Source organism: Arthrobacter sp. Y-9, assembly GCF_029690065.1.
Taxonomy (GTDB): domain Bacteria; phylum Actinomycetota; class Actinomycetes; order Actinomycetales; family Micrococcaceae; genus Arthrobacter_E.
In genome coordinates this window covers 1,750,236-1,770,576 of the sequence record NZ_CP121463.1, presented here as the reverse complement: position 1 = coordinate 1,770,576, position 20,341 = coordinate 1,750,236, and the positions used below count along the sequence as shown (strand labels likewise).

Annotated in this window: 22 protein-coding genes; 12 read left to right on the top strand and 10 right to left on the bottom strand. The window is 65.1% G+C overall.

Annotated features, from left to right (window positions below; translation table 11 throughout):
• Positions 1 to 125: 125 nt before the first annotated feature.
• From P9849_RS07790 to P9849_RS07770, 5 genes are all read left to right on the top strand, one after another.
• A complete protein-coding gene (locus P9849_RS07790) occupies positions 126 to 410 on the top strand; it encodes a GlsB/YeaQ/YmgE family stress response membrane protein (protein WP_278269131.1) in 285 nt (94 codons plus the stop codon).
• 89 nt (positions 411 to 499) lie between these two features.
• Entirely contained in the window at positions 500 to 1,630 is a 1,131-nt protein-coding gene (rlmC, locus tag P9849_RS07785; protein ID WP_278269047.1) for a 23S rRNA (uracil(747)-C(5))-methyltransferase RlmC, read from the top strand.
• A gap of 24 nt (positions 1,631 to 1,654) precedes the next feature.
• Positions 1,655 to 2,044 carry a DUF3054 domain-containing protein gene (locus tag P9849_RS07780; RefSeq protein ID WP_278269046.1) on the top strand — a complete coding sequence of 130 codons (390 nt, stop codon included), beginning with the start codon at positions 1,655 to 1,657 and terminating at the stop codon, positions 2,042 to 2,044.
• Between the two features lie 50 nt (positions 2,045 to 2,094).
• Positions 2,095 to 2,376 carry an Lrp/AsnC ligand binding domain-containing protein gene (locus tag P9849_RS07775; RefSeq protein ID WP_278269045.1) on the top strand — a complete coding sequence of 94 codons (282 nt, stop codon included), beginning with the start codon at positions 2,095 to 2,097 and terminating at the stop codon, positions 2,374 to 2,376.
• Positions 2,377 to 2,979: 603 nt separating this feature from the next.
• Positions 2,980 to 3,837 carry an IS3 family transposase gene (locus tag P9849_RS07770; protein WP_278269044.1) on the top strand — a complete coding sequence of 286 codons (858 nt, stop codon included), beginning with the start codon at positions 2,980 to 2,982 and terminating at the stop codon, positions 3,835 to 3,837.
• 62 nt (positions 3,838 to 3,899) lie between these two features.
• Here the strand turns inward: P9849_RS07770 and P9849_RS07765 are convergent, their stop codons facing one another.
• The 3 genes from P9849_RS07765 to trpD form a co-directional block, all read right to left on the bottom strand.
• Positions 3,900 to 4,694 (bottom strand): cation transporter, encoded by a 795-nt coding sequence (locus P9849_RS07765; protein ID WP_278269043.1) that lies wholly within the window; start codon positions 4,692 to 4,694, stop codon positions 3,900 to 3,902.
• Entirely contained in the window at positions 4,691 to 5,017 is a 327-nt protein-coding gene (locus P9849_RS07760) for a metalloregulator ArsR/SmtB family transcription factor (protein ID WP_278269042.1), read from the bottom strand. Before P9849_RS07760 ends, P9849_RS07765 begins: the two co-directional genes overlap by 4 nt.
• A gap of 248 nt (positions 5,018 to 5,265) precedes the next feature.
• Positions 5,266 to 6,324: an anthranilate phosphoribosyltransferase gene (gene trpD / locus P9849_RS07755; RefSeq protein ID WP_278269041.1), complete on the bottom strand. Its 1,059-nt coding sequence runs from the start codon at positions 6,322 to 6,324 to the stop codon at positions 5,266 to 5,268.
• A 221-nt stretch (positions 6,325 to 6,545) separates the two neighbouring features.
• On the opposite strand from trpD, the gene P9849_RS07750 reads away from it, so the two are divergent.
• From P9849_RS07750 to P9849_RS07735, 4 genes are all read left to right on the top strand, one after another.
• Positions 6,546 to 7,124 carry a heme-copper oxidase subunit III gene (locus P9849_RS07750; RefSeq protein WP_278269040.1) on the top strand — a complete coding sequence of 193 codons (579 nt, stop codon included), beginning with the start codon at positions 6,546 to 6,548 and terminating at the stop codon, positions 7,122 to 7,124.
• An 85-nt stretch (positions 7,125 to 7,209) separates the two neighbouring features.
• On the top strand, positions 7,210 to 7,998 hold the full coding sequence (locus P9849_RS07745) for a cytochrome c (RefSeq protein WP_278269039.1): 789 nt from the start codon (positions 7,210 to 7,212) through the stop codon (positions 7,996 to 7,998).
• A gap of 99 nt (positions 7,999 to 8,097) precedes the next feature.
• A complete protein-coding gene (locus tag P9849_RS07740) occupies positions 8,098 to 9,168 on the top strand; it encodes a Rieske 2Fe-2S domain-containing protein (protein ID WP_278269038.1) in 1,071 nt (356 codons plus the stop codon).
• On the top strand, positions 9,146 to 10,837 hold the full coding sequence (locus P9849_RS07735; protein WP_278269037.1) for a cytochrome bc complex cytochrome b subunit: 1,692 nt from the start codon (positions 9,146 to 9,148) through the stop codon (positions 10,835 to 10,837). The genes P9849_RS07740 and P9849_RS07735 overlap by 23 nt, the downstream gene beginning before the upstream one ends.
• A 226-nt stretch (positions 10,838 to 11,063) precedes the next feature.
• On the opposite strand, the gene P9849_RS07730 is transcribed toward P9849_RS07735, so the two are convergent.
• Complete coding sequence (locus P9849_RS07730; RefSeq protein ID WP_107002478.1) at positions 11,064 to 11,858, bottom strand: GntR family transcriptional regulator; 795 nt, start codon at positions 11,856 to 11,858, stop codon at positions 11,064 to 11,066.
• Positions 11,859 to 11,948: 90 nt separating this feature from the next.
• Between P9849_RS07730 and P9849_RS07725 the strand changes: the two genes are divergently transcribed.
• Positions 11,949 to 12,224 carry an HPr family phosphocarrier protein gene (locus P9849_RS07725; protein WP_278269036.1) on the top strand — a complete coding sequence of 92 codons (276 nt, stop codon included), beginning with the start codon at positions 11,949 to 11,951 and terminating at the stop codon, positions 12,222 to 12,224.
• A gap of 148 nt (positions 12,225 to 12,372) precedes the next feature.
• On the opposite strand, the gene P9849_RS07720 is transcribed toward P9849_RS07725, so the two are convergent.
• The 5 genes from P9849_RS07720 to P9849_RS07700 form a co-directional block, all read right to left on the bottom strand.
• Positions 12,373 to 12,774, bottom strand: coding sequence for a cytochrome c oxidase subunit 4 (locus P9849_RS07720; RefSeq protein WP_066212551.1), 402 nt, complete (start codon positions 12,772 to 12,774; stop codon positions 12,373 to 12,375).
• On the bottom strand, positions 12,771 to 14,456 hold the full coding sequence (gene ctaD, locus P9849_RS07715) for a cytochrome c oxidase subunit I (protein WP_278269035.1): 1,686 nt from the start codon (positions 14,454 to 14,456) through the stop codon (positions 12,771 to 12,773). Before ctaD ends, P9849_RS07720 begins: the two co-directional genes overlap by 4 nt.
• Positions 14,457 to 14,466: 10 nt before the next feature.
• The gene (gene coxB, locus P9849_RS07710) at positions 14,467 to 15,339 is read right to left on the bottom strand and encodes a cytochrome c oxidase subunit II (protein WP_278269034.1); all 873 of its coding nucleotides are present in this window, start codon (positions 15,337 to 15,339) and stop codon (positions 14,467 to 14,469) included.
• A gap of 178 nt (positions 15,340 to 15,517) precedes the next feature.
• On the bottom strand, positions 15,518 to 15,898 hold the full coding sequence (locus tag P9849_RS07705; RefSeq protein WP_066212558.1) for an iron-sulfur cluster assembly accessory protein: 381 nt from the start codon (positions 15,896 to 15,898) through the stop codon (positions 15,518 to 15,520).
• 144 nt (positions 15,899 to 16,042) lie between these two features.
• On the bottom strand, positions 16,043 to 17,446 hold the full coding sequence (locus P9849_RS07700; RefSeq protein WP_278269033.1) for a dipeptidase: 1,404 nt from the start codon (positions 17,444 to 17,446) through the stop codon (positions 16,043 to 16,045).
• Positions 17,447 to 17,533: 87 nt separating this feature from the next.
• Between P9849_RS07700 and P9849_RS07695 the strand changes: the two genes are divergently transcribed.
• The gene (locus P9849_RS07695) at positions 17,534 to 18,088 is read left to right on the top strand and encodes a DUF3043 domain-containing protein (protein WP_278269130.1); all 555 of its coding nucleotides are present in this window, start codon (positions 17,534 to 17,536) and stop codon (positions 18,086 to 18,088) included.
• A gap of 113 nt (positions 18,089 to 18,201) precedes the next feature.
• Here the strand turns inward: P9849_RS07695 and P9849_RS07690 are convergent, their stop codons facing one another.
• On the bottom strand, positions 18,202 to 19,269 hold the full coding sequence (locus P9849_RS07690) for a quinone-dependent dihydroorotate dehydrogenase (protein WP_278269032.1): 1,068 nt from the start codon (positions 19,267 to 19,269) through the stop codon (positions 18,202 to 18,204).
• A gap of 102 nt (positions 19,270 to 19,371) precedes the next feature.
• Here P9849_RS07690 and P9849_RS07685 point away from each other — a divergent pair, with 102 nt between their 5' ends.
• On the top strand, positions 19,372 to 20,319 hold the full coding sequence (locus tag P9849_RS07685) for an alpha/beta hydrolase (protein WP_278269031.1): 948 nt from the start codon (positions 19,372 to 19,374) through the stop codon (positions 20,317 to 20,319).
• Positions 20,320 to 20,341 lie beyond the last annotated feature (22 nt).

The following is a 20,341-nucleotide window of genomic DNA, read 5'->3' as shown; positions in this document are numbered from 1 at the left end:
CCTCTGCGCCCTGCCGCCGGCCGGTCTTGACAGGCCCTGGTATAAGCAGTGCAGACGGCGGATAATGGAAGCAGGTCATGGCACCCGCCACGTACCAGCAAGAACAAGGGAAAAGGGGAAAGGTCATGGGCTTTGTGGCATTCCTTATTCTGGGTCTCATCTGCGGTGCGATCGCGAAGATGATCATGCCCGGCGATCACGGCGGAGGGTGGGTCTCCACCCTGATCCTCGGTGTCGTGGGCGCGCTTCTCGGCGGCTGGATCGGCGGCGTCGTCTTCAATGTCGGCCTCGCCGGATTCTGGAGCCTCCAGACGTGGATCCTGGCGATCGTCGGATCCGCGATCGTCCTCTTCGTCTTCGGACTCTTCAGCCACAGCGGCCGCGGCGCAGGACATCGCACCAGTCACTGAATCGGCCACACCACGAGGCCGGGGCACAGGAGGCCCCGGCCTCAGGCGTGTCCATCGGGGCGACCTCGTCCACCTAGACTGGAGGGGCTATGCAGTGTGACTACTTTGACGCCGGGACGTGCCGCTCCTGTACGGAGATGGGGGTGCCGTATCCCACCCAGGTGCAGCGGAAGGAACAGCACCTGCGCCGGCAGCTCAGTGCCTTCTCGGACATCGACTGGCTGCCCTCGTTCGCCGCGGCGGAAGCCGGTTTCCGGAACAAGGCCAAAATGGTGGTCTCCGGCGATCCCGGAGCACCCACCCTGGGCATCCTCGACACCGACGGTCTCGGTGTGGACCTCCGCGCCTGCGGACTGTGCTCCCCCGGCCTGACCTCCGCCTTCCCGGTTCTGGCCGACTTCATCAGCGCCACGGGCCTCACTCCCTACGACGTCCCGCGGCGCCAAGGAGAGTTGAAGTACCTCCTTCTCACGGAATCGCCCGACGGCGAGCTCATGGTCCGGTTCGTGCTCCGCAGCACCCGGCAGCTCGCTCAGCTGCGGGACGCCCTGCCGCGGCTCCAGGCGGCGCTGCCGGCCGCCGTCGTCGTGTCCGCCAACATCCACCCGGAACATAAGGCGACCCTGGAGGGCGAGGAGGAGATCATCCTCACCGCTCAGGAGTCGCTGCCCATGCGTCTGGATGCCCTGACACTGCACCTGCGCACGCGCAGTTTCTTCCAGACCAACACCGCCGTGGCCCGGGAGCTGTACCGGCAGGGCACGGCCTGGGTGGATGAGGTCGACCCTTCAACACTGTGGGACCTCTACTGCGGAGTCGGCGGCTTCGCTCTGCACGCCGCGCGGCCCGGCAGGGACGTCACCGGCATCGAGGTCAGTGCCGAGGCTGTCGCCAGCGCCCGTCTGAGTGCGGCGGAGGCCGATCTTCCCGGCATGGCGTTTCTCGCAGCGGATGCGACCTCGTTCGTCCGGGACGCGACGGCACTTCCGGAGATGGTGATCGTCAATCCGCCCCGGCGCGGACTCGGCGCAGAGCTCGCCTCCCTGCTGGAGGACTCCGGCGTGCGGCACGTCCTCTATTCCAGCTGCAATGCGGTGAGCCTTGCCAAGGACCTCGCCCGGATGCCTGGCCTCTCCCCCGTCAAAGTCCGGCTCATGGACATGTTCCCCCAGAGTCACCACTACGAGACCATGGTGCTGCTCGAACGCCGCGCAGCCTGACCGCCCCGACACCGGAAGACAGCGATGAACTCCCCCAGCAAATCCATCCTGACCGCAGCGATCGTCCTGGACGTCGTACTGATCCTCGTGTTCGCAGGGATCGGTCGCGACGCCCACCACCGTGATCAAGGCGTTCTGGGAGTCTTCGTCACCGCCTGGCCGTTCCTGGCCGGCGCGCTGATCGGCTGGCTCGCCGGCCGCGTCTGGCGCGCGCCGCTCCGTCTGTGGTCCGCGGGCGTCTCCGTCTGGCTGGGCTCCCTCATCGGCGGCATGATCCTGCGCGCTCTCACCGGTCAGGTGGTGGTGCTCCCGTTCATCATCGTGGCCACCCTGTTCCTGGCGCTGGTCCTGCTCGGCTGGCGTGCCATCTGGCTCCTGGCGGTGCGCGTGGGTTCAAAGCGCCGGGCCCTGTAATAGAGTTCCCCTAAAGCAAGCACCGGTACGTGACACCAGGAAGGCCCACCGTGATCACCGCATTCGTCCACATCAAGACGGACACCTCCTCCATCCCGGAATCCGCGCAGCAGATCGCGGCCATCGAGGGCATCTCCGAGGTCTACTCGGTCACCGGCGACTGGGACCTGATCGCCATCGCGAAGGTCGGCAAGCACGAGGACCTGGCGGATGTCATCGCCGACCGTCTCTCCAAGGTTCCCGCCGTCGTCCACACGACGACCCACATCGCCTTCCGTTCGTATTCCAAGGAGGACCTCGACGAGGCCTTCTCCATGGGCTTCGACGGCTGAGCGGACACCACCGCGCACGACGTCCTTAAAGGAGAGGGCTCCCGGATGATGAACTGCTCCCCGGAAGTTGGACAGTAAATTCAGTTCTGTCTTCCGGGGAGTTTTTCGTATGCATCCGCAGAGTTCATTGACGGTGTCCCAGCGTACTGAAGCTGTGGAGTTATTCGAGCATGGGATCGGAGGCCGCGCGGCTGCTCATTCGCTGGGTGTCAGTTATCACGCGGTGAGGAAGCTGTATCAGCGGTGGCGGATCCATGGTAGAGATGCGTTGGTGAGCCGTCGTACGAAGCAGCAGCACTCGTTTGAAACCAAGCTGGAAGTGGTCCAGCGGTTCCTCAGCGGAAATGGGACCGTCATAGAGCTCGCCACTGAGTACGACCTGTCCTCCACCACCCTGGTGCGGAAATGGGTGAACAGCTACCGCCAGGAAGGCGAAGAAGGTCTCCGACCTAGGAAGAGAGGCCGCCCTCCCCAGAATCCTCCGCGTCAGCTCACAGAGCTAGAGGCCCTGCAACAAGAGAATGCAAGGCTCCTGGCCGAAGTGGCCTACTTGAAAAAAGTGCGGGCCTTGAGAGCTCAAGGGCATCGGTGAAGGCTCGCGCCGTGTTCTCTCTCAAGGCCGAATATCCCCTGCCTGAGCTCCTGAAGGCGGCTGGTCTGGCTCGGTCCACGTACTTCTATCATCAGGCCCGCATGGCACGCCCTGACCCGCAGGCCGAGCTCAAAGTTGCTATCAGGGAAGCTTTTGAGCAGGCTCGGGGCCGTTACGGGCACCGGCGTATCCATACGATGCTGAGCCGTCAGGGCTGGGTAGTGGCGAAGAAGACCGTGCTGGTGCTGATGAGACAGCTACGCTTGCGCTGCAAGGTCCGCAAACGGCGGCTCTACAACTCCTACCAAGGCTCAGTTGGCAAGGTTGCGCCCAACGTCCTCGAGCGCGACTTCACCGCTGAGGCGCCGGGTCAGAAATGGGTCACTGACGTGACCGAGTTCAACCTCCCCGACGGCAGGCTCTACCTCTCACCGGTCATCGACTTGTTTGACCGCTCCGTGATCGCATTCACCACCGGCACCTCACCCACCCTGGACCTGACGAACGATTCCCTCCGAGCCGCCCTGAAAGCCCGGAGGGGAGACCAGGAACTCATCGTGCACTCCGACCAGGGCACGAACCACCAACACCAGTCATGGGGCCGTCTCCTGGCCAAGGCCGGGGCAACACAATCAATGTCCCGCAAGGGCAACTGCCTGGACAACGCCGTGGCGGAGAACTTCTTCGGCCACATCAAGGCCGAAATGTTCCACGGCGAGAAGTTCGCCAGTCGGGAAGAGCTCGCCGGCGAGATTCGTGAGTACATCTACTGGTACAACCACGAACGCATCTCTACAGCGCTGAAGGGCCTGAGCCCGGCACAATACCGGGCCCAGGCCCTTCAAGGTGGCTGTGACGGTTTGCTCTGACACGGGTTCGCCTCGTTCGCCACTACTGCCGACAGATCCCCTGAGACGCGGCGGTGTGTTGTCTAGCTATGGGGCTTGTGGGTGAGTGAGAACGTGGTGCGGGAAGGCTCGCCCGTCGATTCCGGGGTGCAGCAGGAGCACCCGTGCCCCATCATCGTCTGCGCGTTGGCGGAGAGATCGGCTTCCTTGGCGGGGGCGCAGCAGTCATCGCCCTCGCCGCCGGTCGACGCGCCGGGAACGGTGCAGCAGACATCACCTTTCCAGGCGTTGAGGCCTTCCTTGACTGCGATGCCGGCGATGATCAGTGCCGCCCCGGCATCGGCCCACCACCAACCGAACAGGCTGTTCAGCAGTAGCCCTGCCAAGAGGACCGCGGAGAGGTAGGTGCACAGCAGGGTCTGATGGGAATCAGCGACCGCGGTCCGGGACCCGAGTTCCCGGCCAGCACGGCGTTGCAGCCAGGACAGGACCGGCATGATGGCCAGACTCAACGCCGCGATCACGATCCCGACGGGCGAGTGCTGAGCCTCCCCGCCTCCCAGAAGCGAACGGATCGAATCAACCGTCACGAACAATGCCAGAGCGAAGAAGGACAGGGCGATCAGGCGTAGCGTCAGGCGCTCTCGCCGTTCGGGGTCCTTGGCCGAGAACTGCCAGGACAGTGCAACGGCGGAACTGACCTCGATCACCGAGTCCAGGCCGAACCCGATCAGCGCCGAAGAATCAGCCACGCCCCCGGCCCAGAGCGCCACCACCGCCTCGATGACGTTATAGGTGATGGTGGCCGCGGCGAACAGGCGGATCCTACGCATCAACACCAAGCGGCGATCCGGGCTAAGTGAGACCAGGGCACTCATGCGACACACGTCCCGTCGGGCGCGCAGCACTCCGGATCCACGGCCAGAACCACCCCGAGCAAATCCCGCAGCGCATGCCCCAAACGTTGATCCGCGAGTTCATACCGGCTCCGACGACCGTCAGGGACCGAGACGACCAGACCGCAGCCTCGCAAGCACGCCAGATGATTCGACATGCTCTGCCGCGTCACGCCGAGCACCTCGGCCAGATCCGAAGGGTAAGCCGGGGCTTCGGCCAGAGCCAGCAGAATCCGGGCCCTCGTAGTATCCGAAACGGCGTATCCAAATCGCGCCAGGACCGGGGCGTGCGTCAAGGTCTCCATACCTCAACTGTACATCGAAAGATGAATTCAGAACCCGATGAATAGCGCAGAATCCACCAACGAATGCCATCGAGACCTACCGCGAACACCTTCGAAAGAACACGCAAGGAGTCGGAAAGAGCCCGCAGTCACTCCAAGGCCTAGCCTAAAACCAGTCCAACTTCCGGGGACCAGTTCATGATTCGGGAGCCCTCTCTTCGTCTGCGTCGCCCGTGCCACTCACTCCTGACCTTCACGGGCGCCTCCGCTCAGCGCCGGGTGGCCTGCACCCAACGTTCCAGCACGTCGGCGGCCGCGCCGGAGTCGATCGACCTCTCGGCCACCAGCTGGGCGTTCCTCAGCCGTTCCTTCAGGGGAGCATCGTGGTCGGCGTCTGCCGCGACCAGGCCGGCGGCCGCATTGAGCACGACGGCGTCACGCACCGGCCCCTTCTCACCCGCCAGGAAGCGGCGCACCAGGTCGGCATTGCTGTCCGCGTCGGACCCCTTGAGCGCCTCGACTGGAACCAGCTCGATCCCGAAGTCACGGGGATCCAGCCGATGAACCTGGATGTCGCCGTCGCGGACCTCCCAGACGGTCGACAGGCCCGAGGTGGTGATCTTGTCGCGGCCGTCGTCACCGCGGAACACGAGCGCGCGGGTGCCACGCCGGGCAAGCACGCCGGCCATCAGGGGCGCCATCCGCTCGTTCGCCACGCCGAGAGCCTGTGCGGTCACGCCCGCCGGATTGGTCAGCGGCCCGAGGACGTTGAAGGCCGTCGGGATGCCGAGGTCGCGGCGCACCCCGCCGGCATGCCGGAAGGAGGGGTGGAAGACCTGGGCGAAGCAGAGGGTGATCCCGACCTCGGTGGCGATCTCGGCGACCCGCTGCGCCGGAAGGTCCAGTCGGACCCCCAGCGCTTCGATCACGTCGGCGGACCCGGCCTTGGTCGAGGCGCCACGGTTGCCGTGCTTCACCACGGTGCGCCCGGCGCCCACGACCACGAGAGAGGACATGGTGGAGATGTTCACGGTGTCCAGTCCGTCTCCACCCGTGCCCACGATGTCCAGGGTCTCCCCGGGAACGGCGATGCGCTCGGCGCGAGCGAGCATGGTGCCGGCGAGGCCGTCGATCTCCTCGACGGTTTCACCCTTGGCTCGCAGACCCACCAGGAATCCGGCGAGCTGCGCAGGGTTCGCCGCACCATCCATGACCTCAGCCATGGCCCAGGCCGTGGCTTCGGACGGCAGATCTTCACCGCGGACGAGCGCGCTGATCAGGAGCGGCCAGGTCCAGGGAACTCGCGGGGTCTGAACGTCGTTACTCACGTGTAGATCCTATCGACGCAACGCCGTCGGACCCGCAATGTGAACTGCAGCACCTCTCCTGGTGCGGAAAACCACGGTAGTTTTCGCACCTCTGTAGAAAAAGTGGGCCGAAACGGCGCTTTGCGTTGGGCACCGCGCCGTTTTGCAGACATAATGTCTATGTGACCACAGCGACTCATGCCCCCAGTACCCCGGCGCATCCCACGCTGAACAGGCCAAACATGGTTTCCGTTGGGACCGTGGTGTGGCTGTCCAGCGAGCTGATGTTCTTCGCCGGCCTTTTTGCCATGTACTTCACCCTGCGCTCCACCTCCGGTGAGCTCTGGGCCGAAGAGACTGCGAAGCTGAACTTCCCCTTCGCCCTGGTGAACACCATTGTTCTGGTGCTCTCCTCCTTCACCTGCCAGATGGGCGTCTTCGCCGCAGAGCGTCTGCAGCCCCGCCGCACCGGTGGCGTCTTCCAGTTCACCCGCTGGGGGATGAACGAATGGTTCATCCTGACGTTCCTCATGGGTGCCTTCTTCGTGGCCGGTCAGGCCACCGAGTACGCGATGCTGACCAGCGAGCACGTGACCCTGAACGCCAACGCCTACGGCTCGGCCTTCTACATGACCACGGGCTTCCACGGCCTGCACGTCATCGGCGGCCTCATCGCGTTCCTGTTCATCCTCGGGCGTTCGTACGCGGCCAAGAAGTTCGGCCACTTTGAAGCGACCTCGGCGATCGTGACCTCTTACTACTGGCACTTCGTCGACGTCGTGTGGATCGGCCTCTTCCTGGTCATCTACGTCCTGAAGTGACCGGTGCCTTGAGCACGGAACACGGCAAAGAAAACAACGCACCTGCCTGGCTGGCAAGTGCACGATCGATCAAAGGAACCACCAAGTGAAGGCACTCTCCCTGAAGCGACGTCATCCGCTCGCGGCAATCGCCTTGCTGTTGTTGGGTCTGCTCTTCACCGGTGGCCTCTACGCGGCGGCTTCCACGGCCAACCAGGCCAAGGCCGAGACCCAGAGCTACAGCGCCAGCGATGCCGCTGAAGGCAAGAAGCTGTTCGTGGCCAACTGCTCCACCTGTCACGGGATGGGCGCGGCCGGCACCAAGGACGGTCCGTCCCTGGTCGGCGTCGGCGCCGCCGCGGTCGACTTCCAGGTCGGCACCGGTCGCATGCCCATGCAGATGAACGGCCCGCAGGCGCAGATCAAGCCGAAGCAGTTCAACGAGGACCAGACCCGCCAGCTGGCCGCCTACGTGGCGTCCCTGGCTCCGGGCCCGAGCGTTCCGGACGCGCACATCCTGGATGAGAAGGGTGATGCCGCCAAGGGTGGCGAGCTCTTCCGCGTCAACTGCGCCATGTGCCACAACGCCGCCGCCGCCGGTGGTGCGCTGACCCGGGGCAAGTTCGCTCCGACCCTGCACGGTGTTGAAAGCAAGCACATCTACGAGGCCATGGTCACCGGCCCGCAGAACATGCCTGTCTTCAGTGACGCGAACATCTCCCCGGAGGGCAAGCGCGACATCATCACCTTCCTGAAGACCATCGAGAACAACCCGTCCCCGGGTGGCGCCGACCTCGGCGCACTGGGTCCGGTCTCCGAGGGCCTCTTCGTGTGGACTGCAGGTCTGGCCGTGATCATCGGCTTCACCATCTGGCTGACCTCGCGCAGCAGCTGACCGACAGCGCGGGCGCAAACTTTGCCGCTGTCAAGACGGCGGCGCTGAAATTGAAGATCTTCGGCAACAGCCGAACTCAGAGAGGGAAAAAGGGGAACCATGGGCAACCATAGTGACGGCAGCTCGACAGGCTCGGGCACCGTAGCTACGGCTGGTCAGAACGATGAGGGAGCATTCCAGGATCCTGGAATTCCTCCTCACCGTCCTCGACTCGCCGACAAAAACCCCAAGGCCGCCAAGCGGGCGGAGCGGCAGGTAGCCATCCTGTTCATCGTGTCCGTGATCGGCACCTTGGTCTTCCTGGTGGCGTACTTCGCCATCGATCTGACCAACAAGTCCACGACTCGTGACATCAGCCTGCAGAACATGCTGCTCGGCCTTGGCACCGCTTTCGCAATGCTTGGCATCGGCACGGGCATCGTGCACTGGGCGAAGACCCTGATGCCCGATCACGAAGTCTCCGAGGAGCGGCACGAGCTGCGGTCCGAGGACGACCGTGTGGCAGCCGTGGCCATCGCGGACACGATCATCGAGGAATCCGGCATCAAGCGCCGCCCCCTCATCCGGAACACCCTCCTGGGTGCGGTCGCGCTGGCTCCCCTGCCTGCTCTGGCCGTCTTCGGAGATCTGGGACCGCGTCCGGACGACAAGCTCGCACACACCATGTGGGCTCCCAAGGACGGCAAGCTCAAGCGCCTCACCCGTGACCCTGATGGCACCCCCATCAAGGCATCGGATGTCACCATCGGCTCCGCGTTCCACGTGATCCCGGAGGGCCTGAACGAGCTGGAGCACGGCAAGCTGAACGAGAAGGCCAAGGCCGTCGTTCTGCTGATGCGTCTGAACCCGGATGAGCTTCACCCCTCCCCCGGGCGTGAGAACTGGGCCTACAACGGCATCGTCGCCTACTCCAAGATCTGCACGCACGTTGGTTGCCCGGTTGCTCTGTACGAGCAGCAGACGCACCACCTGCTCTGCCCGTGTCACCAGTCGACCTTCGACCTGACACACGAGTGCGAGGTCATCTTCGGCCCGGCCAGCCGTCCGCTGCCGCAGCTGCCGATCGCCGTCGACGAAGAGGGCTACCTGGTCGCCACGAGCGATTTCCATGAACCTGTCGGACCGAGTTACTGGGAGCGTGACGAGCATGAGCGCCGCCTCAACAGCTGAGCAATCCACCTATCAGGCGGAGACCAAGTTCGGCCGCTTCACTGACTTCGTCGATCAGCGTGTCGGTGGATCCGGCATCCTGAAGGAGTTCGGTCGCAAGGTCTTCCCGGACCACTGGTCCTTCATGTTTGGCGAGGTGGCACTGTACTCCTTCGTCATCCTGCTGATGTCGGGAACCTTCCTGACGTTCTTCTTCGACCCGTCCATGGCGGAGACCCACTACCAGGGCAGCTACTCGCCGCTCTACAACGTGGAGATGTCGGTCGCGTACAACTCCTCGCTGAACATCTCGTTCGAGGTGCGTGGCGGTCTGTTCATGCGTCAAGTCCACCACTGGGCAGCCCTGCTCTTCGTGGCCTCCGTGTCCGTGCATATGCTCCGCGTGTTCTTCACCGGCGCATTCCGCAAGCCCCGTGAGCTCAACTGGGTGGTGGGCGGTGTCCTGCTGATCCTGGCCATGGCCGCCGGCTTCACCGGCTACTCGCTCCCCGATGACCTGCTCTCCGGCAACGGCCTCCGCATCATCGACGGCGTCATCAAGTCGATCCCCGTGATCGGCACCTGGATCTCCTTCTTCCTCTTCGGCGGAGAGTTCCCCGGCACCGCGATCATCGGCCGCCTGTACGTGCTCCACATCCTGCTGGTTCCGGCACTCATCCTGCTGATGGTCGCCATCCACCTGTTCATGGTCGTGGTCCACAAGCACACGCAGTACCCCGGCCCGGGCCGCAACGACCGCAACGTGGTCGGCTACCCCCTCGGCCCGGTCTACGCCGCGAAGGCCGGTGGATTCTTCTTCATCGTCTTCGGCGTGATCGCCCTGATGGCCGGCTTCTTCACGATCAACCCGATCTGGAACTACGGTCCGTACGACCCCTCCCCCGTGTCCGCAGGCACCCAGCCTGACTGGTACATCGGCTGGGTCGATGGCGCACTGCGTCTGATGCCCGGTGTCATCGGAGCGATCGGCGGCTACCGCCAGCACTTCGAGTTCATCATCTTCGATCACACGCTGACCCTGAACGTGCTGCTGCCGGCCCTCGTGCCCGCGGGCATCGTGTTCACCGTCCTGTTCACGTACCCGTGGATCGAACGCTGGATCACCAAGGACGACCGCGAGCACCACGTGCTGGACCGTCCTCGCAACGCACCGACCCGCACCGCCATCGGCGTCGCAGGCATCGTGTTCTACTGCGTGATGTGGGCAGCCGCCAGCTCCGACCTCATCGCCACCCACTTCAAGGTGTCGCTGAACGACGTGACCTACTGGCTCCGCGCGCTGTTCTTCATCGGCCCGATCATCGGCTTCTTCGTGGCCAAGCGTGTGGCCCTGGCGCTGCAGCGCAAGGACCGCGAGATCGCCCTGCACGGTCGCGAGACCGGACGCATCGTGCGCCTGCCGCACGGTGAGTTCATCGAGGTCCACGAGCCGCTGAACGACTACAAGCGCTACCGCCTGGTGGCCTTCGAGTCGCCGAAGCCGCTCCCCGCACAGCCGAACGCGCAGGGTGTGGTGGACAGCAAGGAACGCCGTCGTGCGAAGTTCTCGAAGTGGTTCTTCGAAGACCGCGTCGCACCGGTGACTCCGGCGGAGCTCGAGGCCGCTCACGGCCACGGCCACCACGCCGAGGTCGAGTCCGGCGAGGACAGCAAGAGCCTGAGCCACTAATAGCGGCACACAGCCGAAAGGCCCCCTCCAGGAAACTGGAGGGGGCCTTTTCGTGGTTCTGGGCTTTGTCAGGGTGCAGGCTTTGTCAGGGTGTCTGCCGTACCGCCGTGCCGGCCACCTCGCTGCCGCAGCGCTGCACTGGCTCCTCAGCGTCATGGCAGTGCCACGGCGTCCGCTGGACCCAGCCCTTTCCGCCGGCATGCTGTCAGACGCCCTGGGGCGCCGCTCAGGGACGCGGCGGCGGCGCGGCCCGGTAGTTGCGGGGTGACTTCTTGCCCTGCCTCTGGAGCGGCACCCTGAGCGAGTAACGGTCGGCACGGTAATAGGACACGGAATAGTCGACGACCGTGTCCGCCACATAGGCGTGCCGCTGGATCTTGAGCAAGGGTGAGCCGATGTCCACCTTGAGGAGCGTGGCCACGGAGGGGCTCGCCGCCGTCGCTTCCACGATGTCCTCCCCCCAGTCCATCACCAGACCGTAGTTCTGCTCCAGCTCCCCGTAGAGCGACACGGGAGCCTTCCCCGCCGTGATCCCCGGCGCCCGCGAGGAGACGATGAAGTTCTCGTCCACGCTCATCGGTTCGTTGTCCGCGAGCAGCAGGCGCCTGAAGCGCACCACGGCGGTCCCCTCCGGCACCTCGAGCTCACGGGCCAGATGGGCATTCGAGTGGATCTCCTCGAAGCTGAGGACGCGCGACGTCGGAACCATGCCGCGTCGCTGCATCTCCTCGCTGTACGAGGTCAGCTTGAGCTGCAAGTCCATCTTGGGCCGATGGACGAAGGTCCCCACCCCCACCATACGGTCGACCACATTGTCGCGTGCCAGGGAATCCAGCGCCTGCCGGACGGTCATGCGCGCCAGACCGAAACGTTCGCACAGGGCGCGCTCAGAGGGCAGCTCCGTGCCCGGCTGGCACTTGGTGTCGATGAAGACCAGCAGGAGAGATTTGAGCTGCTCATAGAGCGGCACAGGGCTTTCCCTGTCGATCTCTCCACTGATGGCCGACGCACTGGGGGGCATGCTGTTCTCCGCAATGAAAAGTGGATGGTGGACAACTACTATTCTTGTTCAGATAGCTGTACCGGTCTAATGAACATTCGAGGAGTCCCTGTGCCCGTTGTCCGCGCCCGAATCGCTGCCGCCATCGGCCTGCACGCGCGCCCGGCCGCCCAGTTCGTCCGCGCCGTCGCCGAGACGCTGCTGCCGGTCACCATCACCCAGCAGGGACAGGAGCCGGTGGATGCCCGCTCGCTCCTGGAGGTCATGACCGCGGACTTCACGCAGGGCACCGAAGTGACGCTCGGCCTCGACGACGAAAGGTACGGCACGCCGGAGGCCCTGCAGATCCTGGAGGGCCTCCGGGACCTCCTCGAGTCCCAGGAATAGGCGTCGGCGCCACACGGCGCCTGGGAGGCTGACACCGCTCCCCCAAAAAGCATGGAAGTATCTGGATAAACGAAAACGACGGCGGCGGCCTCCCGAAGGAGGCCGCCGCCGTCGTCGTTGCTGCAGTCAGTCGGCGTGAGCCGGCCGGTCAGTGAGCGTGGTCACCGCGGCTGTACTCGAACACCCAGCCGACCAGGGCCACGACCGCGAGGCCGGCTGCGATGAACAGGATCCACCAGCCGACGGCCAGGCCGAGGAAACCACCGGCACAGGCCAGGCCGAGGACCAGCGGCCACCAGCTCCAGGGGCTGAAGTGCCCCTGCTCGCCGGCGCCCTCATGGATCTCAGCGTCTTCACGGTCCTCGGGACGCATACCGACGCGCTTGCCGGTGAATCCGAGGTAGAAGCCGATCATGCCGGCCAGGCCGCCCACCAGGAGGATGCCCAGGACACCGACCCACTCGGTCCAGTTGGTCAGGAAACCGTAGACGATGGAGACCGGGACGAAGAAGAAGACGCCGGTTCCGAAGAGCCAGGACTCGATTTTCACTTGGCCACTTCCTTCGAGACTGCGGAGATGTGCGCGGGGGCCAGCTCCGGGTGGTGCAGGTCGAGCGCGGGACGCTCGGACCGGATGCGCGGGATGGACGTGAAGTTGTGACGCGGCGGCGGGCAGGACGTGGCCCACTCGAGCGAAGCGCCGAAGCCCCACGGGTCATCCACGGTGACCTTCTTGTCACTGCGCCAGGTGATGTACACGTTCCAGAAGAACGGGATCAGCGAGGCGCCGAGCACGAAGGAGGAGATGGTGGAGAACTGGTTCATCGCGGTGAAGCCGTCCTGCGGCATGTAGTCCGCGTAACGACGCGGCATGCCGAGCACACCCAGCCAGTGCTGGATCAGGAAGGTGCCGTGGAAGCCCAGGAACAGGAGCCAGAAGTGGATCTTGCCGAGACGCTCGTTGAGCATCTTGCCGGTCCACTTCGGCCACCAGAAGTAGAAGCCCGCGAACATCGCGAACACCACGGTGCCGAACACCACGTAGTGGAAGTGAGCCACCACGAAGTAGCTGTCCGAAAGGTGGAAGTCCAGCGGCGGCGAGGCCAGGATGATGCCGGTCAGACCACCGAAGAGGAAAGTGACCATGAAGCCGAGGCTCCACAGCATGGGGGTCTCGAAGGTGATGGAACCACCCCAGAGCGTTCCGATCCAGTTGAAGAACTTCACGCCGGTCGGAACCGCGATCAGCATCGTCATGAAGGAGAAGAACGGCAGCAGCACGGAGCCAGTCACGTACATGTGGTGAGCCCACACGGTGACGGACAGGGCGGCGATGGAGATGGTCGCGTAGACCAGACCCTTGTAACCGAAGATCGGCTTGCGGCTGAACACCGGGAAGATCTCGGAGACGATGCCGAAGAACGGCAGGGCGATGATGTACACCTCGGGGTGACCGAAGAACCAGAACAGGTGCTGCCAGAGCACTGCTCCGCCATTCTCCGGATCGAAGATGTGCGCACCGAAGCGGCGGTCGGCGCCCAGGCCGAACAGAGCGGCGGCCAGCGGCGGGAAGGCCATCAGGACCAGGATCGCGGTGATCAGCGTGTTCCAGGTGAAGATCGGCATCCGCCACATGGTCATGCCCGGAGCACGCATGCAGATGATGGTCGTGATGAAGTTCACGGCACCGAGGATGGTGCCGAAGCCGGAGAGACCCAGACCGAAAACCCAGAGGTCGCCACCCACACCCGGAGAGAACGTGGTGTTGGAGAGTGGCGCGTAGGCGAACCAGCCGAAGGAGGCGGCGCCCTGCGGGGTGATGAAGCCGGAGACGGCGATCGTGGAGCCGAACAGGAAGAACCAGAAGGCCAGGGCGTTCAGACGCGGGAAGGCCACGTCGGGAGCGCCGATCTGCAGCGGCATGATGACGTTGGCGAAGCCCGCGAACAGCGGGGTGGCGAACATCAGGAGCATGACAGTGCCGTGCATGGTGAACAGCTGGTTGTACTGCTCCTTGGTCTGCAGGATCTGCATACCGGGTTCAAACAGCTCCGCACGGATGAGCAGCGCCATGACGCCGCCCAGGCAGAAGAAGACGAACGAGGCGATCAGGTACATGTAGCCGATCGTCTTGTGGTCGGTGGACGTGATCCAGTTGACCACGATCCGGCCCTTGGATTTCGGCACGACCGGTGCCTCCAGGACCCCAGAGGGTTGAGTGTAGGTAGCCACGAGACGTCCCTTACTTCTTTTCGTTCAGATTGGGGTTGCGGTCGTACTTGGAGCCAAGCTCGCCCGTGTTGCCCTGCTTGCGGAGTTCATCCATGTGAGCCTGGAACTCGGTCTCGGAGACGACCTTCACACGGAAGAGCATCTCGGAGTGGTACTCACCGCAGAGTTCAGCGCACTTACCGTCGTAAGTGCCTTCCTTGGTGGGGGTGAAGTTCAGGTAGTTCGTCTTACCGGGGATCATGTCGCGCTTCTGCAGGAAGGCGGGGACCCAGAAGGAGTGGATGACGTCACGGGAGTTCAGTTCCAGCTCGACGCTCTTGTTGACCGGGAGGTACAGCGTGGGGAGCTTGTCCTTGTCCACTTCCTGGCCGGTGAGGTGCGCCTGAACGCCGCCTTCGTAGACGGGCTGCTGAATGACGTTGCCCTGCTTGTAGTTGAAGTCCCAGGCCCACTGCTTGCCACGGACATCCACCACGACGTCGGCCGGCTTGGACCGGTCGTCGATCGCCTGCTGGTCACGGTCGGTGAAGTAGAAGAACACCAGGACCATGAAGAGCGGGATGGTCAAGTAGAAGACCTCGAGCGGCAGGTTGTAGCTCAGCTGCTTGGGGAATCCCGTGGTGCCCTTGCGGCGCCGGTAGGCGATGATGCACCAGATGATCAAGCCCCAGGTCACAAACCCAACGGCAATGGCGGCAATCCACGAGTTCACCCAGAGGTCGATGATCCGGCCAGTGTGATTGGTGACGTCCTTCTCAGACGGCAACCACCCCCTGGCTACCTCCGATGAACATCCGGTCAATGCCAACGCACCGGCCACGGCGACGCCGGTGATCGCCGTGATCTTACCGCGTCGGCTGCCGGTTCGGTTCTGCGAACTCACAGACGGCCCTTCCTCTTTGTTTCAGCATGTGGCGCCGTTTTTTGGCACCACTGCGTGGAGTTTTACTACCCGATGTAGAGCTTACCGCGATGGGCCGCGTTTTGCTCACACAACAGCCGTGTGCCCCGCACATTCTTGAGAAGTGCGGGGCACACGGCTGTTGAGATCGGAAGACTTCCTAGTGGAACGAGTCACCACAGGCGCAGGAACCGCCGGCATTCGGGTTGTCGATGGTGAAACCCTGCTTGGAGATGGTGTCCTCGAAGTCGATGGAGGCGCCGTTCAGGTACGGCACGCTCATCTTGTCCACCACGACCTCCACGCCGTCGAAGTCGCGGACGGCGTCGCCGTCGAGCAGACGCTCGTCGAAGTAGAGCTGGTAGATGAGGCCCGAGCAGCCGCCCGGCTGAACGGCCACGCGCAGACGCAGGTCCGTGCGGCCTTCCTGCTCCAGGAGGCTGCGGACCTTGCCAGCGGCTACGTCGCTGAGCTGGACCTCGTGGGTGGGAAGCTCGTCATCCGTGGTGACAGCGACATTCTCGCTGGTGCTGGTGCTCATGGATCTCTCCTCTTTCACTTTTCCCAAGGCCTGTCATGACCCCAGGAGACTGCTGGCTCTCCTACTATGCTACGGCGGAACACGGCGCAGCCTTAATAGGAGTCAACGCGGAAACGGCCCGCGTTCTTCCCGGACGTCGCCGATTCAGCCGTTGAGATCGGCCAGCAGGAGCGCCTCAGCCAGGATGGCCTTACGGAACTCCTCGAGATGCAGGGACTCGTTGGCGCTGTGCGCCCGGGAATCGGGGTCTTCGACGCCGGTCACCAGGATCTGGGCCTGGGGATAGACCTCGACGAGTTCCGCGATGAACGGGATCGATCCGCCGATGCCGGTGCCCACCGAACCGGTCCCCCATGCTTCGGCCAGTGCGGCCATCATGGCGGTGGCGGCCGGGGACTTCATGTCGACGGCGAACGGGTTGCCCATCTCACCCGGCGTGAAGGTCACCTGGGCGCCGAACGGCGCGTGCGCCTTCACATGCTCCTCCATCGCCTTCATAGCGGAGCGAGGGTCCTGGCCCGGTGCGATGCGCAGGCTGAACTTCGCGCGCGCCGTCGGGAGCAGGGTGTTGCTGGCCACTTCGATGCTCGGCGCGTCGATCCCGATGATCGACAGCGCCGGCTTCGTCCAGATGCGGGACGTGAGGCTCCCCTCCCCCGCGAGCTGGACGCCGGGCAGCACCGAGGCGTCGGCTCGGAAATCTTCTTCGGGCATGTCGACGTCGGAGTCGTCCTCGGCGACCAGTCCAGCAATCGCGACGTTGCCGCGCTCGTCGTGGAACGTGCTGATGAGCCGGGCCAGGAGCGTCGGCGCGTCCAGCACGGGTCCGCCGAACATGCCGGAGTGCACCGCGTGGTCCAGCACGCGGACCTCGACCACGCCGTCGACCAGGCCACGGAGGCTCGTGGTCAGGGCGGGGATGCCGACCTTCCAGTTGCTGGAGTCGGCCACGATGATGACGTCGGCCTCGAGTTCGGCCTGGTGCTCCTCCAGGAAGGTGCGGAAGGTCGGCGAACCGGCTTCCTCCTCGCCTTCGATGAACAGGGTGACGCCGAGGCCGAGCTCGTCTCCGAGGACCCTCGCCACGGCGGCGCTGGCGGAGAGGTGCACCATGATGCCCGCCTTGTCATCGGCGGCGCCGCGGCCGTAGAGCCGGCCGTCCCGCTCGACCGCCACGAACGGCTCGGACTCCCAGAGCGCGGGGTCCCCCGGCGGCTGCACATCGTGGTGGGCGTACAGCAGCACCGTGGGCTTTCCTTCGGCGGCGGTCCGGCGCGCGACGACGGCGGGGCCGCCCGGGGTCCCGTCCTCCTTGAGGGCGCGGTGCACGGCGACCTCCGGGAAGCCGGCTGCCGTGGCGAGGGCAGCGACGGCCTCGGCACTGCGGTCCAGCTGGGCGGCGTCGAAGCTCGACCAGGCGATGCCCGGGATGGCGACGAGTTCCTTCAGAGTCGCCACGGTGGAAGCGAAGGATTCATCGATGGCGGCGCGCAGGGCCGCGCTGTGGCGGCCCGTTGCGGGCAGGCTGTTTTCCTCGTGAGAAGTCATGCTGAAAGCCTACCGAAGCAGCGTGCAGGTCCAGCGACCGGCACCGAGTATCCTTGTGGGGTGTTTGGACGTAAGAAGGATGAGCCCCTGCCCGCCGAGCCGGAGACCGCTTCCGATGCTCCTGTGATCGGAAAGGGTGCCCCGACCCCGAAGCGGAAGGACCAGGTCGCGGCCCGTAAGCGCCCGCTGGTCCCCGAGGACCGCAAGGCCTCGAAGCAGGCCGAGCGCCTCGCCGTCGCCGAGCAGCGCGCCAAGGTCCGCAGCGCGATGGACACCGGCGACGAGCGGTTCCTGCCGGTCCGGGACAAGGGCCCGCAGAAGCGTTTCGCCCGTGACTTCGTGGACTCCCGCTTCAGCGCCGGTGAGTTCCTGATGTTCGGCGCCCTGATCTTCGTGGTCGCGTCGCTCGTGATCCCGCAGCGCAGCGACTCGCAGTTCATCGTCCTCGGAGCCTTCTGGGTGATGTTCCTGATCGTCTTCGTGGACACCTTCCTCCTCAGCCGCCGGCTGAAGAAGGCACTCACGGCCAAGTTCGGCTCCGTCGAGCGCGGCACCGTCTGGTACGGGTGCATGCGGGCCCTGCAGTTCCGCAAGCTGCGCCTTCCCAAGCCCCAGGTCACCCGCGGTCAGCGCCCCAGCTGATCCCGGCGGCCGTCGAGCCGCCACCTCCTTCCACAGACAAGGGCCCCGGCCGTGATTTTCACGGCCGGGGCCCTTGCGGTATCCGGGGCCTAAAGGTCTAGGAGCCCTGGGGCCTAGCGGCGGAGCTTCGCGAGGCCCTTGTTGATGTGACCCGCCCAGAACGGTCCCTCATAGAGGAAGGCCGTGTAGCCCTGCACCAGATTCGCGCCGGCGTCGAGGCGTTCCTGGACATCGGCCGCGGTCTCGACACCTCCGACGGAGATGATGACCATCTCCGCGGGAACCTGGGCGCGCAAGCGGCGCAGGACGTCCAGGGACCGGGCCTTCAAGGGCGCGCCGGACAGGCCGCCGGCGCCGCACGACTCCACCTTGGCCGCCGGCGCGGTGAGGCCCTCACGGCCGATGGTGGTGTTGGTCGCGATGATGCCGTCGAGACCCAGATCGATCGCCAGCCGCGCGACGTCATCCAGATCCTCATCGCTGAGGTCGGGAGCGATCTTGACCAGCAACGGCACATGTCGGCCCGCGCTCCGGTCCGCTTCGGCGCCGACGGCTTCCAGGAGGGGACGCAGCGAATCCACGTTCTGCAGCAGGCGGAGTCCGGGCGTGTTCGGAGAGCTGACGTTCACCACCAGGTAGTCGGCGTGCGGGGCCAGCGCGCGGGTGCTGACGAGGTAGTCCTCGACGGCGTGCTCGAGCTCCACGAGCTTCGTCTTGCCGATGTTCACGCCGATCACGGGGCACACGCCCGGGTGCCGGCGGCTGAGGGCCGCACGGGCGGCGGCGATGCGCGGCGCGACGTGCTCGGCGCCGTCGTTGTTGAATCCCATCCGGTTGATCACCGCGCGGTCCTCCACCAGGCGGAACAGGCGGGGCTTCTCATTGCCCGGCTGTGCCGCACCGGTGATGGTGCCGGCCTCGATGTGCCCGAAGCCCATGGCGGCCAGCGCCTCGATGGCCAGGCCCTCCTTGTCGAAACCGGCGGCGAGACCGAACGGCGACGGGAAGTCGATGCCGAGCACCCTCGTCCGCAGCGAAGGGTCCGGGCCGTTGAGACGGTGGAGAAGCCCGGCGGCTCCGGCCTTGTTGAAGAACCGGATGGCCTGGTACCCGATCCGATGAGCCTTCTCAGGATCCATCCAGGAGAAGGCAACACGGAAGACGGTGGGATAGATGCGCATGGCTCCATTTTTTCCGTTCGGGCCGGTCCGCACAAATGGGCTCCCGTCATGGGGGCGGGCTTAGGATGAAAGAACGGTCCACAGGGACGCTGAGGAGGGGACATGGAGTGGCAGCCGGACATCCTCGGTCCGTCGTTCGAGTCTCTGGAGCTGCACACCATCCGGAACGGTTCCCAGCAGACCGCCACGCTGATCCGTCACCTCGGACCCGTGCCGGACACGGACCTGGAGCCGCGCGGCACTGTGCTGTTCCTGCACGGCTGGAGCGACTACTTCTTCAACAGGGAACTGGCGGAGTTCTTCGCGGGCCAGGGCTTCCTCTTTTACGCCCTGGACCTTCACAACCACGGCCGCAGCCTCCGCCCCGAGCTGCCCGGAGGCTACGTCGCGGACCTGGAGCACTATGACCAGGACATCCTCGCCGCGCTCGACTCCTGCGAGAAGGCTCCGGGACGGCCTCTTCTCCTCATGGGTCATTCGACGGGCGGTCTGGTGGCCAGCTTGTGGGCCGCGCGCCATCCCGAGCGGGTGGACGGCTTGATCCTCAACAGCCCCTGGCTGGAGATGCACGGCAGCCCGGCGGTCCGTCACGCGGCCCGGTCACTGTTGGCGCCGCTCTCCCGCATGCGTCCGCAGACCGTGCTGCGGCTTCCCGAACGGGGATTCTACTGGCGCAGCATCAGCTCGGAGGCGGAGGGCGAATGGGAGCTCGATGACCGGTACCGCCCGCCTCTGGCCTTCCCGGTGCGCGCGGGCTGGCTCAGTGCGATCCTGAGCGGCCAGAGCAAGGTGGCCCGGGGCCTGAGGCTCTCCCTGCCCATCGTCGTCCTCATGTCCACGTCGAGTTCGAACGGTCCCCTCTGGCGCGAGGACATGCGCCACAGCGACGCCGTCCTCGACGTCAACACCATGGCCGTCCGCGCCCTCGAGCTCGGCACCTCGGTCACTCTCGAAAGGGTCGACGGCGCGCTGCACGATGTGTTCCTCTCCCCCGCCGCCGTGCGGGAGGAAGCCTACGATCGACTCAGACGCTGGCTGAAGACCTTTTGACAGCGCCAACCCCGAAAGGACC

What these genes read in the sequence shown, in the direction of transcription:
- P9849_RS07790 (WP_278269131.1), top strand. Translation starts at nt 126, where the DNA reads ATGGGCTTTGTGGCATTCCTTATTCTGGGTCTCATCTGCGGTGCGATC.
- rlmC (WP_278269047.1), top strand. Translation starts at nt 500, where the DNA reads ATGCAGTGTGACTACTTTGACGCCGGGACGTGCCGCTCCTGTACGGAG.
- P9849_RS07780 (WP_278269046.1), top strand. Translation starts at nt 1,655, where the DNA reads ATGAACTCCCCCAGCAAATCCATCCTGACCGCAGCGATCGTCCTGGAC.
- P9849_RS07765 (WP_278269043.1), bottom strand. Translation starts at nt 4,694, where the DNA reads ATGAGTGCCCTGGTCTCACTTAGCCCGGATCGCCGCTTGGTGTTGATG.
- P9849_RS07760 (WP_278269042.1), bottom strand. Translation starts at nt 5,017, where the DNA reads ATGGAGACCTTGACGCACGCCCCGGTCCTGGCGCGATTTGGATACGCC.
- P9849_RS07750 (WP_278269040.1), top strand. Translation starts at nt 6,546, where the DNA reads ATGGTTTCCGTTGGGACCGTGGTGTGGCTGTCCAGCGAGCTGATGTTC.
- P9849_RS07740 (WP_278269038.1), top strand. Translation starts at nt 8,098, where the DNA reads ATGGGCAACCATAGTGACGGCAGCTCGACAGGCTCGGGCACCGTAGCT.
- P9849_RS07735 (WP_278269037.1), top strand. Translation starts at nt 9,146, where the DNA reads ATGAGCGCCGCCTCAACAGCTGAGCAATCCACCTATCAGGCGGAGACC.
- P9849_RS07730 (WP_107002478.1), bottom strand. Translation starts at nt 11,858, where the DNA reads ATGCCCCCCAGTGCGTCGGCCATCAGTGGAGAGATCGACAGGGAAAGC.
- P9849_RS07705 (WP_066212558.1), bottom strand. Translation starts at nt 15,898, where the DNA reads ATGAGCACCAGCACCAGCGAGAATGTCGCTGTCACCACGGATGACGAG.
- P9849_RS07700 (WP_278269033.1), bottom strand. Translation starts at nt 17,446, where the DNA reads ATGACTTCTCACGAGGAAAACAGCCTGCCCGCAACGGGCCGCCACAGC.
- P9849_RS07690 (WP_278269032.1), bottom strand. Translation starts at nt 19,269, where the DNA reads ATGCGCATCTATCCCACCGTCTTCCGTGTTGCCTTCTCCTGGATGGAT.
- P9849_RS07685 (WP_278269031.1), top strand. Translation starts at nt 19,372, where the DNA reads ATGGAGTGGCAGCCGGACATCCTCGGTCCGTCGTTCGAGTCTCTGGAG.